General features: G+C 53.5%; 22 protein-coding genes. 1 reads left to right on the top strand and 21 read right to left on the bottom strand.

The window, feature by feature from the left end; all coding sequences use genetic code 11:
* Positions 1-250: 250 nt before the first annotated feature.
* The 6 genes from spoIVB to dxs all read right to left on the bottom strand — a co-directional run bounded on the left by spoIVB (position 251) and on the right by dxs (position 7,615).
* On the bottom strand, positions 251-1,585 hold the full coding sequence (gene spoIVB, locus HP435_RS12125; RefSeq protein WP_063226844.1) for a SpoIVB peptidase: 1,335 nt from the start codon (positions 1,583-1,585) through the stop codon (positions 251-253).
* Between the two features lie 164 nt (positions 1,586-1,749).
* Entirely contained in the window at positions 1,750-3,474 is a 1,725-nt protein-coding gene (recN, locus tag HP435_RS12120) for a DNA repair protein RecN (protein ID WP_173595770.1), read from the bottom strand.
* A 16-nt stretch (positions 3,475-3,490) separates the two neighbouring features.
* Entirely contained in the window at positions 3,491-3,940 is a 450-nt protein-coding gene (gene ahrC / locus HP435_RS12115; protein WP_122965851.1) for a transcriptional regulator AhrC/ArgR, read from the bottom strand.
* A gap of 5 nt (positions 3,941-3,945) precedes the next feature.
* Positions 3,946-4,803, bottom strand: coding sequence for an NAD(+)/NADH kinase (locus tag HP435_RS12110; RefSeq protein ID WP_173595769.1), 858 nt, complete (start codon positions 4,801-4,803; stop codon positions 3,946-3,948).
* Between the two features lie 113 nt (positions 4,804-4,916).
* On the bottom strand, positions 4,917-5,735 hold the full coding sequence (locus tag HP435_RS12105) for a TlyA family rRNA (cytidine-2'-O)-methyltransferase (protein ID WP_122965849.1): 819 nt from the start codon (positions 5,733-5,735) through the stop codon (positions 4,917-4,919).
* Complete coding sequence (gene dxs, locus HP435_RS12100; RefSeq protein ID WP_173599153.1) at positions 5,732-7,615, bottom strand: 1-deoxy-D-xylulose-5-phosphate synthase; 1,884 nt, start codon at positions 7,613-7,615, stop codon at positions 5,732-5,734. Before dxs ends, HP435_RS12105 begins: the two co-directional genes overlap by 4 nt.
* A gap of 255 nt (positions 7,616-7,870) precedes the next feature.
* Between dxs and HP435_RS12095 the strand changes: the two genes are divergently transcribed.
* A complete protein-coding gene (locus HP435_RS12095; RefSeq protein ID WP_173599154.1) occupies positions 7,871-9,565 on the top strand; it encodes a M3 family oligoendopeptidase in 1,695 nt (564 codons plus the stop codon).
* A gap of 140 nt (positions 9,566-9,705) precedes the next feature.
* On the opposite strand, the gene HP435_RS12090 is transcribed toward HP435_RS12095, so the two are convergent.
* The 15 genes from HP435_RS12090 to spoIIIAE form a co-directional block, all read right to left on the bottom strand.
* Entirely contained in the window at positions 9,706-10,599 is an 894-nt protein-coding gene (locus HP435_RS12090) for a polyprenyl synthetase family protein (protein WP_173599155.1), read from the bottom strand.
* A 7-nt stretch (positions 10,600-10,606) separates the two neighbouring features.
* Entirely contained in the window at positions 10,607-10,858 is a 252-nt protein-coding gene (gene xseB / locus HP435_RS12085; RefSeq protein ID WP_005827293.1) for an exodeoxyribonuclease VII small subunit, read from the bottom strand.
* On the bottom strand, positions 10,827-12,206 hold the full coding sequence (gene xseA / locus HP435_RS12080) for an exodeoxyribonuclease VII large subunit (protein ID WP_122965845.1): 1,380 nt from the start codon (positions 12,204-12,206) through the stop codon (positions 10,827-10,829). Before xseA ends, xseB begins: the two co-directional genes overlap by 32 nt.
* A gap of 104 nt (positions 12,207-12,310) precedes the next feature.
* Entirely contained in the window at positions 12,311-13,165 is an 855-nt protein-coding gene (folD, locus tag HP435_RS12075) for a bifunctional methylenetetrahydrofolate dehydrogenase/methenyltetrahydrofolate cyclohydrolase FolD (protein ID WP_122965844.1), read from the bottom strand.
* Positions 13,166-13,253: 88 nt separating this feature from the next.
* On the bottom strand, positions 13,254-14,216 hold the full coding sequence (locus HP435_RS12070) for a tRNA (adenosine(37)-N6)-threonylcarbamoyltransferase complex transferase subunit TsaD (protein WP_173595767.1): 963 nt from the start codon (positions 14,214-14,216) through the stop codon (positions 13,254-13,256).
* Positions 14,217-14,234: 18 nt separating this feature from the next.
* Positions 14,235-14,639, bottom strand: coding sequence for a transcription antitermination factor NusB (gene nusB, locus HP435_RS12065; protein WP_122965842.1), 405 nt, complete (start codon positions 14,637-14,639; stop codon positions 14,235-14,237).
* Positions 14,640-14,690: 51 nt separating this feature from the next.
* Positions 14,691-14,903, bottom strand: a complete 213-nt coding sequence (locus HP435_RS12060; RefSeq protein ID WP_122965841.1) for a DUF2273 domain-containing protein — start codon at positions 14,901-14,903, stop codon at positions 14,691-14,693.
* A gap of 12 nt (positions 14,904-14,915) precedes the next feature.
* Complete coding sequence (amaP, locus tag HP435_RS12055) at positions 14,916-15,479, bottom strand: alkaline shock response membrane anchor protein AmaP (protein WP_173595766.1); 564 nt, start codon at positions 15,477-15,479, stop codon at positions 14,916-14,918.
* A gap of 143 nt (positions 15,480-15,622) precedes the next feature.
* Positions 15,623-16,039, bottom strand: coding sequence for an Asp23/Gls24 family envelope stress response protein (locus HP435_RS12050; protein WP_122965839.1), 417 nt, complete (start codon positions 16,037-16,039; stop codon positions 15,623-15,625).
* Between the two features lie 70 nt (positions 16,040-16,109).
* Positions 16,110-17,465, bottom strand: coding sequence for an acetyl-CoA carboxylase biotin carboxylase subunit (gene accC, locus HP435_RS12045; protein WP_122965838.1), 1,356 nt, complete (start codon positions 17,463-17,465; stop codon positions 16,110-16,112).
* 16 nt (positions 17,466-17,481) lie between these two features.
* Positions 17,482-17,991, bottom strand: a complete 510-nt coding sequence (gene accB, locus HP435_RS12040) for an acetyl-CoA carboxylase biotin carboxyl carrier protein (RefSeq protein ID WP_122965837.1) — start codon at positions 17,989-17,991, stop codon at positions 17,482-17,484.
* A gap of 213 nt (positions 17,992-18,204) precedes the next feature.
* Positions 18,205-18,879, bottom strand: coding sequence for a SpoIIIAH-like family protein (locus HP435_RS12035; RefSeq protein ID WP_122965836.1), 675 nt, complete (start codon positions 18,877-18,879; stop codon positions 18,205-18,207).
* A gap of 13 nt (positions 18,880-18,892) precedes the next feature.
* On the bottom strand, positions 18,893-19,531 hold the full coding sequence (gene spoIIIAG / locus HP435_RS12030; RefSeq protein WP_173595765.1) for a stage III sporulation protein AG: 639 nt from the start codon (positions 19,529-19,531) through the stop codon (positions 18,893-18,895).
* Between the two features lie 31 nt (positions 19,532-19,562).
* A complete protein-coding gene (spoIIIAF, locus tag HP435_RS12025) occupies positions 19,563-20,240 on the bottom strand; it encodes a stage III sporulation protein AF (RefSeq protein ID WP_173599156.1) in 678 nt (225 codons plus the stop codon).
* An 8-nt stretch (positions 20,241-20,248) separates the two neighbouring features.
* On the bottom strand, positions 20,249-21,442 hold the full coding sequence (gene spoIIIAE / locus HP435_RS12020; protein WP_173599157.1) for a stage III sporulation protein AE: 1,194 nt from the start codon (positions 21,440-21,442) through the stop codon (positions 20,249-20,251).
* Between the last annotated feature and the right edge of the window lie 8 nt (positions 21,443-21,450).

Below are 21,450 nucleotides of genomic sequence, written 5' to 3'. Positions count from 1 at the left end.
CTTTTTCTCTGAGAAAAATAATTCGACAAAGGCATATTCATTCCTGCCTATGACGAAAGATTGAATGATTTTACTGATATTTCGACAAAGAATACCTTCCTTTTTCCTTCATTCGTCAAGAGCCTCCACGACTTTACCATGCAAGCTGGCTTTGTTCCAGTGGAAGGTTATACATGTCGAGCAGAGAGACTTGACAGCATGAAATTAGCCGCCTCGCTTGATTGGCGTGACGGCTCGTCTCTTCGTATTCTCAGGCAGCCTGCCCGGTTTTGGCGTTCGATTGCGGCGCATTGCGCACCTGCACACCTGCGTCCTGCAGCATCCACTCAATGTAGCAGCCGTAGCCGGATGTCGGGTCGTTGACGAAGACGTGCGTGACCGCTCCGACGATTTTTCCATTTTGAATGATCGGGCTGCCGCTCATCCCCTGGACAATGCCACCCGTTTTTTCCAGCAGGCGTTTGTCCGTTACCTTGATGATCATGCCTTTTGTCGCCGGAAAATGCTGCTTGATGACGTTGGCGATCTCGATATCGAACTCCTCCACCTTTTGCCCTTCGACGACGGTGAGGATTTTCGCCGGGCCTTCCACGACTTGCTCGGCAAGCGCTACCGGGAGCGGCTCGCGGTAATAGCTGCGCTTCGGTTCGTCCTTCATTTTGCCGAAAATGCCAAACGGTGTATTTTTGGTGATGTTCCCCAGCACTTCGCTTTCGTTGTAAAAGCGGGCGAATTTCTCTCCGGGATTGCCGCTCTGCCCTTTTTCGATGGACGTCACGCTTGCCTGCACGATTTGCCCATCCCCGACTACGATAGCCTGGCCTGTATCGACGTCGGAAATGACGTGCCCCAGTGCTCCGTACGCTTTGGAGTTGGGATCGTAGAAGGTCAGGGTGCCTACTCCGGCAGCCGAATCGCGAATGTACAGTCCCATCCGGTACTCCCCGTCTTTTTGGTCTTTTGCCGGTTGGAGCGTCAGATTCAGCTTTTCTTTTCCGCGCACGACCAAAAGCTGTACCGTGCTATTCTTTTTTCCGGCTTCGTTGATCAGCTTTTTGACTTCATTCATGTCATTGATGTACAGATCATTCATTTTGACAATCATGTCGCCGACGTGAATACCTGCCTGCTCGCCAGGGGAAGACTTGCTTTTGCCATTGTCCACGAGATGATGACCGACAACCAATACCCCCGCCGTTTGCAGCTTGACCCCGATCGACTGTCCACCAGGGTACAGACGCAAATCCGGCAGCACATTTACTTTGACAGCTGTCAGCGGAATGTTTCGCCATTTTACTTGCAATTGTGCTTCCCCAGCTCTGCGCGGCTCTACGGACATAGGCTGGCTCAGATCAACGGATACTTCGCGCGCTTCCGTCCCGTTGACGTGCAAAATGTCGGGATTGCTGTTGATTAGCGTGCCCATCACCGGCACGGAGACCTTGAGTTCTTCCAGAGACCCTTCCATCAAGCGCAATTCGCGGGGAAAGGAGGACAGATCGCGAAACGGGGTGGAACTCACGACAAGCGCCGTGATGAGGAGAAGGAGACTTCCCATCCATTTTCTTTTGTTTTGTCGGATCACCAGCAATCACTCCTACCGTTCCCTACCTACACCTACAAAGAGACACCTCCACCTTGTGTACCTTTAATGTTGCCCCCAGCCAAGCGGATTATGTCAGGAAATTGACTCATGTTTGTTAGCCAGCTGCAATCTTTTTGCCCATAAAAAAGACTGCCAACCAAAGCTTAGTTGACAGCCTTTCTTTCCCGCCCGAGCAAAATCATTTCCCGCGCGTGCTCTTCTGTTTTTGCCGTTACTTCTGCCCCGCTCAGCATGCGGGCAAGCTCTGTCACCGTCTCTTCTTCCGACAGCTTCGTCACGATCGTTTTCGTCTCGTTTTCGCTCATTTCCTTTTTGATCAGAAAATGGGCATCCGCCATGGAAGCTACCTGCGGCAAATGCGTAATGCACAGCACTTGCCGTTTTTGCGCGACGCGGGCGAGCTTTTCCGCAATCGCCTGGGCCGCTCTGCCGCTGACTCCCGTGTCTACCTCGTCAAAAATCAGCGTCTCGACCTGATCGGTTCCAGCCAGGATCGTCTTGATCGCCAGCATGACGCGGGACAGCTCCCCGCCAGAAGCGATTTTCGCTAACGGCCGCAACGGTTCCCCCGGGTTTGGCGAAATCAAAAACTCGATCTGGTCCATGCCATTCGCATCCACGAGCCGCTTGATGCCTTCGATTTCAACGCCTTCTTCATCAGGGGTTTGTCTGACGTCGATGGCAAAACGCGCCCGTTCCATATGCAGCTCTTTCAGCTGCTGCTCGATTTCCTGCGCGAGCTTCGCGGCGCATTCCTGACGAATGACGGACAGCTCCAGCGCCTCGACAGCCAAATCAGCCGCCAGCTCCTGCAACCGTTTTTCCACCTGTTGCAACCGATCCTCATAGTGATGCATTTCGTCCAGCTCGTCGGAGATGGTCGCTGCATACTCCAAAATGTCATCCACGCTTTTTCCGTACTTGCGCTTCAAGGACTGAATCTGGTCGAGCCTGCGCTCTACTTCTGCCAGCTGCTCCGGTTCAAAGTCCAGATGGTACGAAAGCTGGCGCAGCTTGTGCACCACGTCCTCAATCTGGTAATACGCAGACTGCACCGTCTCCAAAATCGGCGCAAGCTGCTCCTCGTAGATCACGCCGCGCTCCAGCTCTCCCATGGCGTGACCGAGCCAATCCATGCCCTTCTGATCGCCGTGCAGCGAGCGGTAGGCGTCCTGGACGGTCGCGTAAACCTTCTCAATGTTCATCCACTTTTTGCGCTGCTGCAGCAACTTCTCGTCCTCACCCGGAGTAAGCGAAGCGCTTTCGATTTCGTCAAGCTGGTATTGCAAAAGGTCTATGCGCTGTACCAGCTCGCGTTCGTTGCGGGCCATCCGTTCGAGATCCTGTCGCGTTTTCCGGTAGGAGGAGTACAGTTTGCCGTATTCCTGCTTCGCCGCTCCCAAAGCAACTTCGCCGTACGCATCCAGCCAGTTGATATGCTTGTCCGCCTGCATCAGCATGTGCGTGTCGTGCTGGCCGTGAACCGTGACCAGCCAAGGTCCAAGCTCGCGCAGCATGGCAAGCGTCACCAGTTGGCCGTTCAGACGAATAATGCTTTTTCCCTGGTTGGAAATGTCCCGGCGGACGACGAGCATGCCGTCTTGCTCCACTTGCACACCTACGCTGGCGCACACCGCAAGCGCAGGATGGCCCGCAGGCAGTTCAAACAGCCCTTCCACCTCTGCGCGCAGTTCGCCGTAGCGCACAAAATCTGCGGACGCACGGCCACCGAGCAGCAGTCCGAGCGCGTCGATGATGATCGATTTTCCGGCGCCGGTTTCCCCTGTCAGGATGTTCAACCCGCGTTGAAACGAGACCGTAACCGATTTAATGATGGCAAAATTTCGGATAGAGAGTTCCACTAGCATCTGTTGCGACCACCTTCTACAGCATTTCCATGAAACGCTTTGTGACTTCCGCTGTATTTTCCTTGGAACGGCAAATGATCAAAATGGTATTGTCTCCACTGATCGTTCCCATGATCTCGTCCCACGGCAGGTTGTCGATCAGCTCGGCTACCGCATTTGCATGACCGGAAAGGGTTTTCAGCACGATAAAATGGTCTGCCTGGTCAATGCTGACGAAGGAGTCGACCATCATCCGTTTGAGCTTTTGCATCGGATTAAACTTTTGTTCAGCAGGCATGGAATATTTATATCGCCCATCAGGGAGTGGCACCTTCACCAGATGCAATTCCTTGATGTCTCGGGATACGGTCGCCTGCGTGACGTTGAATCCAGCAGCGCGCAGACGCTCCACCAGTTCGTCTTGAGTTTCTACCTCTTGGTTACTGATGATATCCCGAATACGGATATGTCGTTGCCCCTTGTTCATATGGATTACTCCCATTCACCTTGTAGTTTCGTGCGTATTGCTTCAAAAAAGCCGCCCTTTTTCCACTTGATCAGCGGTGTGACGTACGGAGACTTTTTAATGTAAATATGATCGCCGCCCTCCAGCCGATAGCCGAACTGTCCGTCAATCGACAGCCCCATCTCCTGATGGATGGCGTCGACTTCCACGCGAATCGTCTGGTTGCCAGACAGCACCATTGGCCGCGCTGTCAGCGAATGCGGCGCTACCGGAGTCAATAATAGCATATCCACATTCGGGGCGACGATAGGCCCGCCAGCCGACAAGGAATACGCTGTCGACCCTGTCGGAGTCGACACGATGACACCATCGCCGCTGAAAGTTGCGACATATTCGTCATCCAAGTAAACAGCACATTGAATGATGCGGCAAAAAGACCCTTTGGCGATCCCGATATCATTCATCGCTGTGTATGTCCCAAGCGTGCTGCCTTTGCGGACGAGAGCTGCTTCCAGCATGGCCCGTTCCTCAATGTCGTACTTGCCTGAAAGCAAATTGTCGACGGCAAGCGGCAAGTGCTCCGGCTCTGCTTCTGACAAAAAGCCCAATGTACCGAGATTGATCCCGAAAATGGGGATCGATCTCCCGGCGAGCTTGCGTGCGATGCCGAGCAAGGTCCCGTCACCGCCAAGCACACAGACCAGGTCGGCATGGTTACCGATCTCCTCAATCGGAGCGCCCAATTCCGCGCGCCCTAAATCAGATGCAATCGTCTCGTCCAGCAATACATTCGCTCCCCTGACCTCCAGGAGGTAGACAAGCTCCCGCGCCACAATTCTGGCCTCGGGCTTTCCTTTGTTTGCAATAATTCCTATCTTCTTCACATGGTCCACCCCAAACTGGTTGGTTGGAAATCCTTATACAAGTATACAACTTTTCATGCATAAATAAAAAGCCTCGTTTGCAACAAAACTCCCGAGGCTTTTGTTTTTTGTCCCTATTTTAATTTGGCATGAGCCTGCGCGACCACATCGCTGACGAGCTTCAGCCATTCTTCGGCGTTCATGCCGCCAGCGCTTTTGGTCACATGCATAACAAATTCAATATTGCCCTCTCCCCCTGTGATCGGAGAAAAGTCCAGCCCTTTCAGCGCAAATCCGAGGCCGCTGGCGAACTGGCCGATGTCTGTCAGCACCGCTTCATGCACTTGCGGTTCGCGGACGATGCCGTTTTTCCCGACCTTGTCCTTGCCCGCTTCAAACTGCGGCTTGACCAGCGCGACGACATCGCCATCCTGCTTCAAAAAACGGTACAAGACAGGCAAAATCAGCCGGAGCGAAATAAACGACACGTCAATCGAAGCGGCATCCGGACGTTCCTGTTCGAAAGCGTCCGGGTCCATATGGCGGAAATTGGTCCGCTCCATGACGACAACCCGCTCATCCTGGCGCAACGTCCAGGCGAGCTGTCCGTAGCCGACATCGATTGCATAGACGAGGCGTGCGCCATTTTGCAAGGCACAGTCCGTAAACCCGCCTGTGGAAGCGCCGATGTCCATCATGACTTTGTCCGTCATGTCGATGCCAAATACTTTTAATGCCTTCTCTAGCTTCAGTCCGCCGCGACTGACGTACGGATGAACCTCGCCTTTGACCGTGATGGCGACATCCTCGGTGAATTTCGTGCCGGGCTTGTCACATCGCTCCCCGGCCACTTGAACCAGTCCCGCCATCACGGCTGCTTTTGCTTTTTCCCGAGTCTCGTAATGACCTCGCTCGACGAGCAAAACGTCGATTCGTTCTTTTCTCACGCTCATGCTTCCAGTACACCCTTCGATATCGGCATCAAGGCGCGTACACGGGAAGCGATGTTCTCCGCTGTCAGCCCAACCTCTTGACGCTGTTCTTTTACACTGCCGTGTTCTACAAAATAATCAGGGACAGCCACGATCTGCACATTCATGCCATAGTAGCCCGCCCGATTGTAACATTCGATAACCGCGCTGCCGAATCCGCCCATCTCCGAGCCTTCCTCCACAGTCACGATGTCGTAGCCTTCCTTCGCCAGCCTGAACAGCAACTCCTCATCCAGCGGCTTGCAAAAGCGGGCGTTTACCAGCATCGGTCTGATTCCTTCCGCATTCAGCTGGTTGACCGCCTGCTCCGCGATCTCAAATACATGGCCAAAGGACAAAATCGCTACCTTTTTCCCTTCGCGGACGATTTCTGCCTTCCCGATCGGCACAGCTTGCAACTCTTTATCGAGCGTCACGCCGCGAGCCGGCAGACGCGGATAACGGTACGAAATCGGCCCGTCGTACTCCATCGCTGTTTTCATCATGTGGCGCAGCTCGTTCTCGTCTTTTGGTGCCATGATGACCATGTTCGGAATGATACGCATGAAGGCAATGTCGTACATCCCTTGATGCGTCTCCCCGTCTGCACCGACGAGTCCTGCGCGGTCGACGGCAAACACCACGTTCAGCTTTTGCCGGGCAACGTCGTGAATCAGTTGGTCGTACGCTCTTTGCAAAAAGGTCGAGTAGATCGCAAGCACTGGCTTCAAGCCTTGTGTCGCAAGGCCAGCCGCAAAGGTACAAGCATGCTGCTCCGCGATCCCTACGTCAAACAGGCGATCCGGGTATTTTTGTCCGAACGGAATCAGGCCGGAGCCTGCTGGCATGGCAGGAGTGACCGCCACCAGCGACTTGTACTCGGCAGCAAGCTCAATCATCGTATCGGCAAACACCGAGGTGTACGTCGGAGCGGATTTTGGCGTGTCTCCAGACTCGATCTTGTACGTGCCGATGCCGTGCCACTTCACGGAATCCGCTTCGGCTGGCGCGTAGCCTTTGCCTTTTTTCGTGATCGCGTGGATCAGTACCGGCCCTTTGGTTTGCTTCGCCGTTTTCAGCGTATCGACCAAAAGATCCATGTTGTGACCGTCGATCGGCCCGATGTACGTGAAGCCAAGCTCCTCGAATAGAACGCCGGACACGAGCAAATACTTCATGCTGTCTTTGAAGCGCTCGGCAATCGATGCCAGTTTGCCGCCGACAGCCGGAATGGACTTCAGCAGCCCTTCAACCTCGTCCTTCGCCCACTGATAGTTTTCCGTGGAGCGAATTTTGCCCAGGTAGTTGTGCAGGGCGCCTACGTTCGGAGCAATCGACATTTCGTTGTCGTTCAGCACGACGATGACATTTTTGCGTTCGTGACCGATATGGTTCAACGCTTCCAGCGCCATTCCACCCGTCAGCGCGCCGTCGCCGATAACCGCCACGACATGGTTTTTTTCTTTTTTCAAATCGCGGGCCGTTGCCATCCCCATCGCTGCCGACAAGGAGGTGCTGCTGTGTCCGGTTTCCCAGACGTCATGCGGGCTTTCGATCATTTTCGGGAAGCCGCACAGCCCTTTGTACTGGCGCAAAGTCGGAAACATCTCCCGGCGGCCAGTCAACATTTTATGTACGTATGCCTGATGCCCGACATCCCAAATCAGCTTGTCCTTGGGACTGTTGAACACGTAGTGCAAAGCAAGCGTCAGCTCCACTACTCCGAGGTTGGGCGCAAGGTGGCCGCCTGTCTGGGAGAGCGTCTCGACGAGAAATTGCCTGATTTCGGATGCCAGCGTATGTAACTGCTGCGAAGTGCACTTTTTCAGGTCTTGAGGATCATTTATGGTAGTAAGCAGCATTGGTATTCCTCACTTTCCACTGTTCGTTCTCCGGCGATTGTGCATGCTGCATTTCAATCCACCCCATGGAAAACTAGGCTTCTTCGGTGTTGCCCGAAGCCTAAACTCCGCTGAAATTCAACTTGATTCATTATAACGGTTTCTTCATAAAAACACCACTTTTGATCAGCAAGCGTAATCTTGCACACAATTTCCTGCTACATTCTGGTAAAATAAAATGGATCATTCAAATTCAAGAAATCGAGGTGGACTCCCGTGAAGTTCTCGCAAATACCGTACACACGCGTCGACATGGCAAATGTCGAAGAACGATTTTCCAGCCTGTTGGAAGCGTTTCAACAAGCGGCCAGCTTTGAAGAGCAAGACAAGGTAATGGGACAGTTGAACGAGCTGCGGCAAGAGGTGGAATCTGCGCGAGAAGTGGCGCAAATTCGCCATACGATCAATACGGAGGACCCTTTTTACAAAGAAGAGCAAGACTATTGGGATGAAGCAGGCCCTGTGTATCAAGGGATCATTTCACGTTACTACGCCGCCATCACCCAGTCCGCTTTCCGCTCCGAGCTGGAACAAAAATGGGGCGCCCAGCTTTTCCGCATTGCCGAGACAACTCTGCGCACCTTCTCTCCTGAAGTTGTTGCCGATTTGCAGGAAGAGAACCGTCTGGCGAGCCAGTACGTTGCCCTGATCGCCTCGGCGAAAATCATGTTTGAAGGCGAAGAGCGCACGCTTCCGCAGCTGCTTCCGTTCCAGACGTCCACGGACAGAGACATGCGCAAGAAAGCAAACGAAGCGAAGTACGAGTTTCTGAGCAAGCATACCGAAGAACTGGACCGCATCTACGACAATCTGGTAAAAGTTCGCGACCGGATCGCCAAAAAGCTCGGTTTCACCACCTTTGTGGAACTGGCTTATGCGCGTTTGAACCGGACGGACTACAACGCCGAAATGGTGGCCAACTTCCGCCGTCAAGTGGAGGAACAAATCGTGCCAGTAGCCGCTCGGCTGGTCGAACGTCAACGCGAACGGATTGGCGTCGATGTTATGAAGTATTACGATCTGGCCTTCGACTTCGCTACGGGCAATCCGACGCCAAAAGGCTCCCCGGACTGGATCGTGGAAAACGGGAAAAAGATGTACGAACAGCTGTCTCCGGAAACGGATGCTTTCTACAACTTCATGCTGGAAAATGAATGTCTGGACTTGCTCAGCAAAAAGGGCAAAGCGACAGGCGGATATTGCACCTACATGAGCAAGTACAAGCTGCCGTACATATTCGCCAATTTCAATGGCACCTCCGGCGATATCGACGTGCTGACCCACGAAGCGGGCCACGCCTTCCAGGTGTACGTCAGCCGCGGTTACGAAGTACCGGAGTACCACTTCCCGACGTATGAAGCGTGCGAAATTCATTCGATGAGCATGGAGTTTTTGACCTGGCCTTGGATGGAGCTGTTCTTCGAGGACGATACCGCCAAGTACAAGTTCTCGCATTTGAGCGGCTCGCTGCTGTTCATTCCGTATGGCGTCGCGGTCGACGAATACCAGCATGCCGTCTACGAAAAGCCGGAGATGACTCCAGCAGAGCGCAAACGCACCTGGCGCGAAATCGAGCGCAAATACTTGCCGTACCGCAATTACGACGAGAACGAGTTTTTGGAGGAAGGCGGCTTCTGGCAACAGCAAGGACACATTTTCCGCGATCCGTTCTACTACATCGATTACACATTGGCGCAAATTTGTGCCTTCCAGTTCTGGAAACGGGCACAGGAAAACCCGGAACAGGCTTGGTCCGATTACTTGACACTGTGCAAAGAGGGCGGCAGCAAATCGTTCACGGAACTGGTGAAGGTGGCGAAGCTGTACTCGCCGTTTGAAGACGGTTGCATTCAGTCGGTCATCGGTGAAATCGAGACGTGGCTGAACGGTATAGACGACAAGCAATTGTAATCGCAAGAAAACAGAACGGTCATGGCCGCTTTATTTACCGCAAGCGCTCACAGCCAATTTCATGAAAAAAGTCGAGACGCTTGTCATAGCAAAAAGCTGGCACCCCACGTGGATGCCAGCTTTTTTGCCTATCATTTCATTTACTTGTTGCGGTTTTGAACGTAATCTGCCAAAGGGCTCAATGCGGAATGCTCGATGCCTGCAATGGCGAGAGCCGCTTTTGCCTCTGCGATCAAAGCAGACAGCCTTTCTTTGGACTCAGCAAGTCCCAACAGCGAAGGATAGGTCGATTTGTTCCGGTCCGCGTCGCTGCCAACCGCTTTTCCCAGCTTTGCCGCGTCCCCTTCCACGTTGAGGATGTCGTCCTGAATTTGAAAAGCCAGTCCGATGCAGACGCCGTAGCGGGTCAAAGCATCCATCTGCGCTTCGCTCGCTTCCGCCAAATAGCCTCCGCCCCTGAGCGCTGCCACGAGCAGATCGCCTGTCTTGTGGCGATGGATGAACTCCAACTGCTTCAGATCGAGCTGCTTGCTCTCTCCTTCGATGTCGGCCATCTGCCCGCCCACCATGCCTGTCGCGCCTGCGCGCTTGCCCAGCTCGGCAATCAGTTTGACAATCGTCGCAGATGTCACATCTGTCCGCTCCTGATAGGCTTCCGCTACGTGAGAAAAGGCGCGCGTCAAGAGGGCGTCGCCCGCCAAAATCGCGGTCGCCTCACCGTACACTTTGTGGTTGGTCGGCTTTCCACGGCGCAGGTCATCGTCGTCCATCGCTGGCAGATCATCGTGGATCAGCGAGTATGTATGAATCATCTCCAGGGCAACGGCAAAAGGAACGCCGCGCTCCATCGGTTTGTCCAGCGCTTCCAGCACAGCGAGAACGAGCATCGGACGAAGCCTTTTGCCGCCTGCCATGAGTGAATACTTCATGGATTCGTACAAATGGGTCGGGACGCCTTCCTGCTCCAGGGCAGGCGTGAGATGTTGTTCAATGTAGGCTGTTTTTTCCGCCAAATACGATTGGAATGTATCCACGATGTCGTTATTCCCCTTCCACACGAAAAGCCTTCTGCTTCAGTTGGCCGTCTTCTTCTACCAGCTGAATGATTTTGGCTTCAATCGCATCCAGCTTCTGTCCGCAAATACGCGAGAGAGTGACGCCCTCTTGATACAGCGTAATTGCTTCCTCCAGCGGGATGTCTCCTTCTTCCAGCTTCCCGACGACTTCTTCCAGCCGCTTCATCGCTTCTTCGAACTGCATGTCAGTCTCTTGGTCCGTTTTCTTGCGAGCCATTGCGCTTCTCCTCCCGATTCAACTGTTCCACCCGTGCCGTAGCACTGCCATCACTTAATCGTACCACGATCTGATCGCCAGGGGCAAATTGTTCCACGGACTTCACCAGCTGATCATTCGTGTACACCAGCGAAAAGCCGCGCTTCATAACCGCCAGCGGACTGAGCGCCTCCAGAGTGGCTACCCTTGAAGCAAAAGCCATCCGGTTCTGGTTCAGCCGCGCCAGCATTTTTTCATCCAGACGCGCGCGAATCGACGCAACCGCTTTCCTTCTCTCCCCGACCTGATCCGACAGCCGATATTTTTTGATCTGTTCGGAAAGCCGCGTGTAGCGCTCCCGCCTTCTTTCCATCAAATGCTTCATCGCCTGGCGCATTCGCATATACGTCCGATCGAGCCGCTCTGCCGCTTCCTCCAGCCTGCGCTGCGGCTGACGCATCGCGTACGAACCGCTCAACCGATCCAGCCGCGTACGCTCTTCTGCGAGCTGATTGCGCACCGCCCTGTGCATCCGGATTTCAAGCTGGCGAACGCGCTCCACCCACTCCAAATAATGCGGGACAGCAAGCTCTGCCGCTGCGGTTGGCGTCGCCGCCCGCACGTCTGCCACAAAATCCGCGATCGTCACATCCGTCTCATGTCCGACTGCGGAAATGACCGGAATCGGCGACCCGGCGATCGCCCGCGCCACGTTTTCATCGTTGAAAGCCCACAATTCTTCAATCGAGCCTCCACCTCTGCCGACGATCAAGACGTCGATGTCAGGGTGCTGATTGATAATCCGAATCGCCGAAACGATCGATGCCGGGGCATCTTTCCCTTGCACGACGGCAGGCGACAGGACAATCTCCGCCTGCGGATACCGTCTGCGGATGGTGGTGCAAATATCGCGAATCGCCGCTCCTGTCGGGGATGTCACGACCCCGACCCTTTTCGGGAAGCGCGGCAGTGTCCGCTTGCGCTCAGCAGCAAACAAGCCTTCTTTGGTCAGCTTTTCTTTCAACTGCTCAAAAGCGAGGTACAAGGAGCCAAGACCGTCCGGCTGCATTTCTTTTGCATAGAGCTGATACGCTCCGTCCCGTTCAAAAGCGGAGATGGAGCCGCGCACGATCGCCTTCGTTCCATCCTTGGGCAAAAAGCGCAAGAAGCGGTTATAGCTGGCAAACATCACGACCTTGATCCGCGATGTGTTGTCCTTCAAGGTAAAGTACATGTGCCCGCTTGCGTGATGCGTGAAGTTGGAGATTTCTCCCCTCACCCAGACGTCTTGCAAGTTCGTCTCTTTTTCCAGGACGAGCTTGATGTAGCGGTTCAGATCACTGACAGACAAAATGTTTGATGCAGCCATGTGCCCCTCCTCTGTTCAAGCCCTGGTCTGATTGACTTTTCGTATACGCATGCAAAAAAGAAATGGATAAAGCGCAGGCCCTATCCATTCCCTCAGTCGTTCCTCTAAAGTTGCGCTTGCTTTCTCGCTGCCACAACCGTGTTTTTCAACAGCATGGTGATGGTCATTGGGCCAACACCGCCAGGTACCGGAGTCAAAAAGCTTGCGATCTCTTGCACTTCGTCAAATTTGACGTCCCCGACGAGCTTCCCGGAGTCGATCCGGTTTACCCCTACGTCGATGACAACTGCGCCCGGCTTTACATGCTCTTTTCCGATCATATGCGCCCGGCCTGTCGCTACCACGAGGATGTCCGCTTTCGTCGTGAACTCCTCCAGGTTTTGCGTGCGGGAATGGCACATGGTCACAGTTGCGTTTTCCTGTTGCAGCAAAAGCGATACCGGCTTGCCGACGATGTTGCTTCGGCCGATGACGACGGCGTGCTTGCCGGAAATCTCCGTGCCTGTCCGCTTGATCAGCTCGATGACGCCATGCGGAGTGCAAGGCAGCAATGTTTCGTTGCCGAGCACCATGTTGCCCACGTTGATCGGATGGAAACCGTCGACATCTTTTTCCGGATGAATCGCAGCGATGACCGCTTTCTCCGAAATATGGGCTGGCAGAGGAAGTTGAACCAAAATCCCATGAACGTTCGGATTTTCGTTCAAATCCCGAATAATGCCCAGCAGCTCTTCTTCTGTCGTCGAAGCTTCCTTGAGAATCAGCTCGGAACGGATGCCGACTTCCTCGCAGCCTTTCGATTTTCCGCGTACATACGAATGCGATGCGGGATCATCACCCACAAGCACAACAGTCAGTCCAGGGACAAGTCCTTGTTTTTTCAGTTCCGCCACTTCAACCGCGAGTTCTTCGCGAATGCTTTTTGCTACTTCTTTTCCTTGGAGAATGGTTGCAGTCATGGAGAAAAAGCCTCCTTCTTAAACGTCGATACCATTAGTGTACCGATTTCGTTTGCAACTGTAAAGCCGAATCATAAAAAGTTTATCATTATTTAATGTTCGTCTTTTGCTTCATCCACCCAAGCATTGCCACTCCGTAGGCGTTATCGCCGGAGTAAACAGGGTCGCAAAAATACAGCTTGGCTTTTACCGCCGGATGCTGCAAACGTTTGATCAGGCGCTCGCGCATGTACTGATTGGCAGCTACCCCGCCCACAATCAGTATGTCCCTTGGATGCCCCAGCTCAACAGCGTGCCGCAATGTTTTTTCCAGCGTGTTGGCGATACACTGCTCGGTTGCCCGCGCAATATCCGCATGGCTCGTCTCGCCGCGCTCAATGGCGCGCAGCAAGGACGCTTCCGGCCCGGAGAAGCTGAAGGTCAAACCGTCCACAGCAGAGGAAATGCGAAATTCCCCCGTCGACTCTTTTGCCAATTGCTCCAAGTACGGCCCGGCAGGAAATGCCATCCCGAGCGCCACTCCGATCCGATCGACCAACTGCCCTGCGTGCAGGTCAATCGTGCCGCCGATTTTTTCAATCGCATATCCGGCACTGTGACGCTCGCACAACAGCAACTCACTCGTTCCCCCTGACAGATGGACAGCCAAAAAGCGATCTTGTCCTGGCCGCTCATCGGCTGTGTACTCGCCCGCTGCGATATGCCCCTCCTGATGGGTGGTCAGATGCAGCGGAACACGCAGGTAGGTGGACAGCGATTTGGCCAAGCCCTCTCCCACCTTGAACACAGGCATGTACGACTGATCGACGGGCCGCGGCTTTTCACTGACGCAAATCGCTTCGATCTCATACTCGTTCCACTTCATTTGCTCGCTTAATTCCGGCAAGTTCATCACATGCTGAAAGACGGCTTCGGATTGTTGCAGCCCGCGTTTGCCTTCCTTCACTTTGAGGAGGCGTTTTGCTTCTGCAACAATTCGGCCGTCTTCCTGAGCCAAGCACAGCGATGTCCGGTAATTGCTCGTATCAATGCCCAACATTACCTTACTCATGCTTGTATCTCCTGCCTGTTATGCCTTTTGCGTTTCACGGGATTGCAAGAAGCTCGCCAATACACCGTTGATATAGCGATAGGAGGCATCGTCACTGAACAGCTTCGCGATTTCGATCGCTTCGTTCATGACTACCTTGTCAGGCGTATCCGCTTCAAACATGATCTCATAAAAAGCAAGGCGCAAAATGGCGCGGTCAACGTTGGCAATACGCTCCAGCTGCCAGCCGCGCAAATACTTTTTGATTTCTGCATCGATGTCCGCCATGTTGGTCAAAACTCCATCGAGCAAGTAGCGCAAATACTGCGCGTTTTCCTCGGATTCTTCCATGACCAGATCGATTGCTTCTTTTACTGGCACCTCGGCCATATCGATCTGAAACAAGCATTGGACTGCTTTTTCTCGTGCTGTTCTTCGCTTCATACCATTCACCTACTAATTAAAGTCAGCAGGGGAGTTTTCCCCTCGTTCTTGTTACCGAAACTTGCCAGGCAGAATCCGATCCAGTATTTCGCGCAAGTCTTCCTTATGGTCAAGCTTGCGACCGATGTAATAGCCGGTTCCGACAAACACAACAAAGACCAGTGTATCCCAAAATCCGACGAGAAGGTAGATGATGCCGAAAAAAAGTCCGGCAGAAATCCCCATTAGCTTCCCCTTGTGTTCCCACATTAACTCCCATTTCATGGACTTCACCTTCTATTCTACCCGCTTGCGAGCCGCGTAGTTTTCTTGCTGAGCCACTTCCGTCACCACAACCGCTACTTCGGAAATCACGACACCAGCAATTCCTTCGACCTGCTCTTTCACATCCGCTTGCAGCTTTTGCGTCAACTCCGGCAAAGGTGTCTCGCCATCCACAGAAACACGCAGGGTAATGATGTTCCCGCTTTCCAGCGCTTTGACTGTCGTCTTCATGTCGCGCACGCCTTTTACACGTCGGGCAGCGCGCTCCGCAATCGTTTGGATCGTCTGAATCGTAATGTTGACTTCGCCCAAATCACTGCGCTGGCGAATGCCGCGATCCACTTTTGGCTTGTTGGAACGAAACGAGCTGAAAAAGAAGCGAAGGCTCACAATGAGGAAAATAATCGCGACGATGAGATACGTAATGTTCGTACCCTCAAGCATTTGATCCACATAAGGCTCAAAATAAGCAGATGAGACCAATCCGCTGGTGGCCGCAATCGCGATGCAGGACAAAACGATCAGCGCAAAGCTGTAAATCGTCAAAATAAAGCGGTCAAACAAGTTCACATGCATCTCTCCTTTACGCCATGTTTGAAAGGAGACAAACAAGGCTCAATCAAAGGCTAACGCTTCGCCATGAGCCAAGGCTTGGCGAAACAACTGATTGGAATGAGGAAAATGCCCCCTGTGAAAAGGGGGCATCCATCCGGTGCTGCTTAGCGCACACGCTGGTAATCTTCGACTACAGGCGCCGCCGGTGCTTTTTCTTCGGCTTTCAGCTCTACATCGACGATATGTACGTTTACTTCCACAACAGAAAGTCCGGTCATTCCTTCGATTCCATTGCGCACACTATCTTGAATATTACGAGCGACGTCTGGAATGCGGTGTCCGTATTTGACAATGATGGAAACATCCACTGCCGCTTCGCGGGAGCCAACCTCCACACGAACGCCGCGAGCTATATTTTTACGGCCCAATCTTTCAGCAATCTCCCCTACGAAACCGCCGCTCATTTGCGCTACGCCTTCAACCTCGGACGCAGCCATGCCGGCGATCACTTCCAGTACCTCGGGAGCGATCTGGACTTTACCAAGCTCTGTTCTATCTAAATCCGGAGTAAACTCTTCCATGCTTCGCACCTCCCTTTAGATTTGTAATTCATTATACCAAGCGCACCGTTTTTTTACAAATCAGCCCTGTTTATTCTTCGTCCAGGTTCAATTCGTAGGTTTCCAGGAACTTGGTGTCAAAATGACCGCTTACGAACACTTCATGCTCCAGCACTTTTTGATGGAACGGGATCGTCGTGGTGATGCCATCGATGACAAATTCGCCGAGCGCACGCTTCATGCGTTCGATTGCCTCGTTGCGATCCTTGCCCCAAACGATCAGCTTGGCGATCATGGAATCGTAGTACGGCGGGATGGAATAGCCTGCGTACGCAGCACTGTCCACACGCACACCGAAGCCGCCTGGTGGCAAGTACTCGGTGATGCGTCCAGGTGACGGCATGAAGTTTTTCGCAGGATTCTCTGCGTTGATCCGGCATTCGATCGCCCAGCCGTCAAGCTTGATGTCTTCCTGGCTGAAAGACAGCGGTTGGCCAGCTGCGACCGTCAGCTGTTCCTTGATCAGATCATAGCCAGTAACCAGCTCGGTCACCGGATGCTCTACCTGAATCCGCGTGTTCATTTCCATGAAGTAAAATTGTCCGTGCTTGTCCAGCAAAAACTCGACTGTGCCCGCTCCGTGGTAAGCTACCGCCTTGGCAGCAGCAACGGCTGCCTCGCCCATTTGCTTGCGTGTTTCTTCGCTCAAGGCAGGCGATGGAGCTTCCTCGATCAGCTTTTGGTGGCGGCGTTGGATGGAGCAGTCGCGCTCGCCCAGATAAACCGCGTTGCCATGCTTGTCGGCCATGATCTGGATTTCCACGTGACGCGGGCCTTCCACGAATTTTTCCAGGTAGACGCCCGGGTTGCCGAAAGCGGTTTTCGCTTCGTTTTGCGCCTGACGGATCGCCTTTTCCAAATCTTCGTCGTCGACTGCCACGCGCATGCCGCGTCCGCCGCCGCCCGCAGTAGCCTTGACCATTACCGGATAGCCGATCTCATTCGCTGTCACGACGGCGCTTTCCACATCTTCGATCAGCCCTTCTGTTCCCGGAACAGTCGGCACTCCAGCTGCTTTCATCGTATCTTTTGCGGTGGACTTGTCCCCCATTTTTACGATGGCTTCCGGATCCGGACCGATAAACGTGATGTTGCATGCCGTGCAAATCTCCGCAAAGTCGGCGTTCTCAGCCAAAAATCCATAGCCTGGATGGATGGCGTCTGCCCCTACCTTGGTCGCGACACTCATGATGTTTGCTATGTTCAGGTAGCTTTCCTTGGATGCTTTTGGACCAATACAGTAAGCTTCGTCGGCCATTTTCACATGAAGCGCTTCACGATCCGCTTCGGAGTAGACAGCGACCGTACGAATGCCCAGCTCGCGGCATGCCCGGATGATCCGTACAGCAATCTCCCCGCGATTGGCAATCAATACTTTTTGAAACATTTCGCTCTCCCCCACCTTATTCTGGCTTCACCAAAAACAGCGCTTGACCGTACTCAACGAGCTGGCCGTCTTCCACCAGCACTTTGACGATCTCGCCGCTTACTTCTGCTTCGATTTCGTTGAACAGCTTCATCGCTTCCACGATGCAGACCACTTTGCTCGCATTCACTTTGTCGCCCGCTTGGACGTAAGGAGGCTTGCCTGGTTCCGGAGCGCTGTAGAACGTTCCAACCATCGGGGAAACGATCTTGTGCAGGTTCGCATCGTCAAGAGCCGGAGCGCTTGCAGCTGCCTTAGGCGCTTCCACGGCAACAGGAGCTGCTTGTACAGCTGCTGGGGCTGCCGCTTGCACTGGCGCAGCAGGAGCCGCTACCTGGGCTTGTACGACAGGCTGAGTCACTACTACTGTCTCTGTACCACTGGATTTTCGCAGGGTCACTTTTGCCCCTTCTGTCTCCAGCTTAAATTCATTAATGGAAGATTGATCAATCAGCTTAATAATTTCTCGGATTTCATGAATTTTCATGACGAAAAAGCACTCCTTCGTTTGTTTCAATAGAGGATCGGGGAGTCCCATATGTATCCTTTTTGGCAAACCATAAATCCATGGTAGCCTGTTGCCCATATCACGTCAAGAAAGGATTTCCCCGCTTCCTGCCAAGAAGAAGCGAGAAAATCCTTACCATCATGCCCACTTACGGCACCCGTTATAACGCGAAGGTCAGCTTGCCTTCGCCATTCAGGACGTCTGGAACTGGACCTGGATGTTCGTTGCCGGGAGATTCAATTGCTGCTTGACTTGCGCAATAATTTCCACCACTTCGTTTGCGCTCAGTTTGTCTTTTTGCACGATGACAGTCGCTTTGTCGTTCTGGACGAGGACGACCGCGTCCTTGTAGCCGCTCGCTTTGAGCATCTCTTCGACGTTCATCGTGGCCGTCTCCAGCGTGGACAGCTCATCGTACTTGGCTTTCGCTTCGGCTACCGCCTGGGGCGTTGCTTCGGAATTGTTCATGATCGCCAGCTGCTCGTCTTTTTGCTGCGCGGTTTGCGCTTCCCGGTTCAGCTTGAAGCCCTGGAACACTTCGCTTGCTGTATCCGCTACGGGGAGCACGGCATTGCCGGAAGTTTGCTTCGCTTCTTCAGGCGCCGGTGTTTGTGCGGTCGGAGTGGCCGGAGCCGTCGTTGTTTCCTGCTTGCCGTTTTTAGCGTCAACGGCGGCAGCGCCAGGAGCTTGCTCGACTTGCTTGGTTTCTACTTCCACGCCGGAGATTTGCTCCTGCTTCTGGACGGCCTGCTCTTGTCCGGAGGTCGGAACCTGTTCCTGCGGCCCCTTCACCAGGTAGTACCCGGAGAGTACAACCATGACAGCCAGCATTGTCAACAACCACACTGTTTGCTTGCGCAGAATCATTTGTCATTACCTCCTACCCTTTTTTGGGCAAAATGGATATTTTGTAAGCGGGAACATCCAAAACTTTTTGGACAGCTTCGGTGATCCATGCTTTCACCTGGATGTTGTCGGCCCCTTTGGCCACTACGAGCACTCCCCGGACGCGCGGCTTCAACGTCTTGACGACGACGGGCTGGTCTTGCTTGCCGCCTTGGACGATCACGACCTGTGCATCGCGCGATTGGTCACTCTGATTCCGGGTTGCCTTTTCCTTGTCCATCTCCTGGTTCACGGAAGAGCGGACATTGGTGTTTTTTTCCACGACAATCTCTGGCGTCGATTCCAGATTGACCATGACTTCGACCTCTCCCACGCCGACTACATTCGCGAGGATTTCCCGAAGCTGGGTTTCGTAGATGTTTTCATATTCGGCGATAATGTCCGGTGCGGGTGAACCGCCCAGCGCCGGAGCTGATCCGTCGCCTGTTGGCTGCGGCGACGTCTCGCCAGGGTTGATCGAGAACCCGAGAGGCTGATCTTTTTCGACTTTCAGAAAATCTGTCAAGATCATGACAGCAATCCCGATTCCAAGTACGACGATAAAATAGTGCAATGGCTTGAGCTTTTTGTTGCTGCCGTTTCCTTCCCACAATTTTTTCAGCTTTTCCAGCATGTTGCTCACCTCGCTTGTGTCGACAGCGTGATTACTGCTTTTCGTTTTCCCGGGTCTCGTCCTTGATGATCACCTGTTCTTTGGATAGCCCCCACTGTTCTGCGAGGTCGCTGGCCATTTTGCTCGCCAGCGGGTTCGCTTCCGGGGCTGAAACAGCCACTTCTTGCTGTTCTTGCGGCGGCTCCCCGACTGTGACTTGTACCGGAGCAATCGGTGTAATCGGCTTGACCGGCTGGACTTGCTGCGGGTCGTTGCTGTTTTTGCCGCTGTCAGCTTCGCCAATCACCAACTCCATCCGGGACAAGGTCGGCTCGCCTTGCTTCTTCTGGTCGATCACAACCTCGACATCGACAACTTCCACGCCGTAATCGGCTTTGATTCTCGCCTTTACAGCAGATGCCACCTGTGCCTGCACATAAGCTGTCATCTGTTCGTTTTGTTGACCAAGCAGCTTGTCAGTCATTTTCTTCCATTCGAAAGCGGCTGGCTTGTTCAAATTTTGCTGGTAGCGATCAAGTCTAAGGGCGAGATCGTCCTGCGACAGACTGAACAGGCTGAACACCGGGGAGATGATCGTCAAAAGCAAGATCAGACCCATCACCATTTTGACGTAGCGCTGCAAGGTCGTATTGGGCAGGATCAGATCGAGAAAAGCGGCCAAAAGAACGAGCAGGATGATTTTTTTGAGCCAGAGTGTTAACCATGTCATGTCATCACCTACCGGACCATCATGGAGATGTTGCCTGCCGCAATAATGATGGTAATCGCCAGAAAGAACATCAATCCCACTGTCGCAAGTGCGGCGAAGACGAACAGGAGGCTTTTGCCAATCGTGCCGAGCGCACTGATGATCGGACTGTTCCCCAGCGGTTGCAGCACAGCCGATGACAAATTGTAGATCAGGGCCAAAACCAGTATCTTGAGAGCCGGGAAAGCGCACAAGATGATGAGAATGACGACTCCAGCCAAGCCGACTGCGTTTTTGACCAGAAGCGAAGCGTTCAGAACCGTATCGGCCGCATCGGAAAACATTCGGCCGACGATCGGGATGAAGTTGCCTGTAATGTACTTCGCCGTCCGCAGCGTGACGCCGTCAGCCACAGCCGAGGTCGCCCCCTGAATGGAGATGACCGCCAGAAAAATCGTCAGGAAGGAGCCGAGCACCCCCATGGCGATGTTTCGCAGCAAGGTGGCGAGCTGGGTGACCTTGTACCGTTCGGAAAACAGGCTGACGATCGAGAGCATCGCGGACAGAAACAGGAGCGGAAAGACGACGTACGTGATCATCATGCCGCTGATGTTGATCATGAAAATGATCAGCGGATGAAACATGGTGGCCGTCGCCAGGTTCCCGACCGAAGCCAGCAAGGCAATCACGAGCGGAATCATCGCGAGCATGAAATCAGACATGCTGTTGATCGCGTCTTTGGCATATGTGATCGCGACGTGAAAGCTGTTGATCGCGAGCACCATCAGGACGAGGTAAGCGATCGAGTAGGCGACGGTGGATACGGCGTTGCGCTCGAAGGCGTTTTGCATCGTCTCCAAAATCATGGCAAAAACCGTGATGATAATGATCGAGCTGAGCAGCTTGCCGTTCATCAAAATTTCGTGAAAGACGAATTTGCCCATCCCTTTTAACACACTCGATAGCGTCAGTTCCTCTTGCTGCATCAAAATCTGGATGAAGCCTTGCGATTTCAAATCGGGCAAATAGCCTTTATACTCGCGCTGAAGCTGTTGCCAATATTGCTCGACACGCTCCAGCTGCAAGTGATCCACTTGCTCCTCGACAATCTGGTTGATCGGGTTGGCTGTGGTTGCTCCGGCAGCATGGACCGTGCCAGGACCAGGCGACAGATAGACGAAAAGGATGAGCCACAACAGGATCAGTTTGCCAGTTTGCGCCACAGACACCC

The sequence above is a fragment of the Brevibacillus sp. HD3.3A genome, assembly GCF_013284375.2.
GTDB classification, from domain to species: Bacteria; Bacillota; Bacilli; order Brevibacillales; family Brevibacillaceae; genus Brevibacillus; species Brevibacillus parabrevis.
This window is presented reverse-complemented; position numbering and strand designations above follow the sequence as displayed.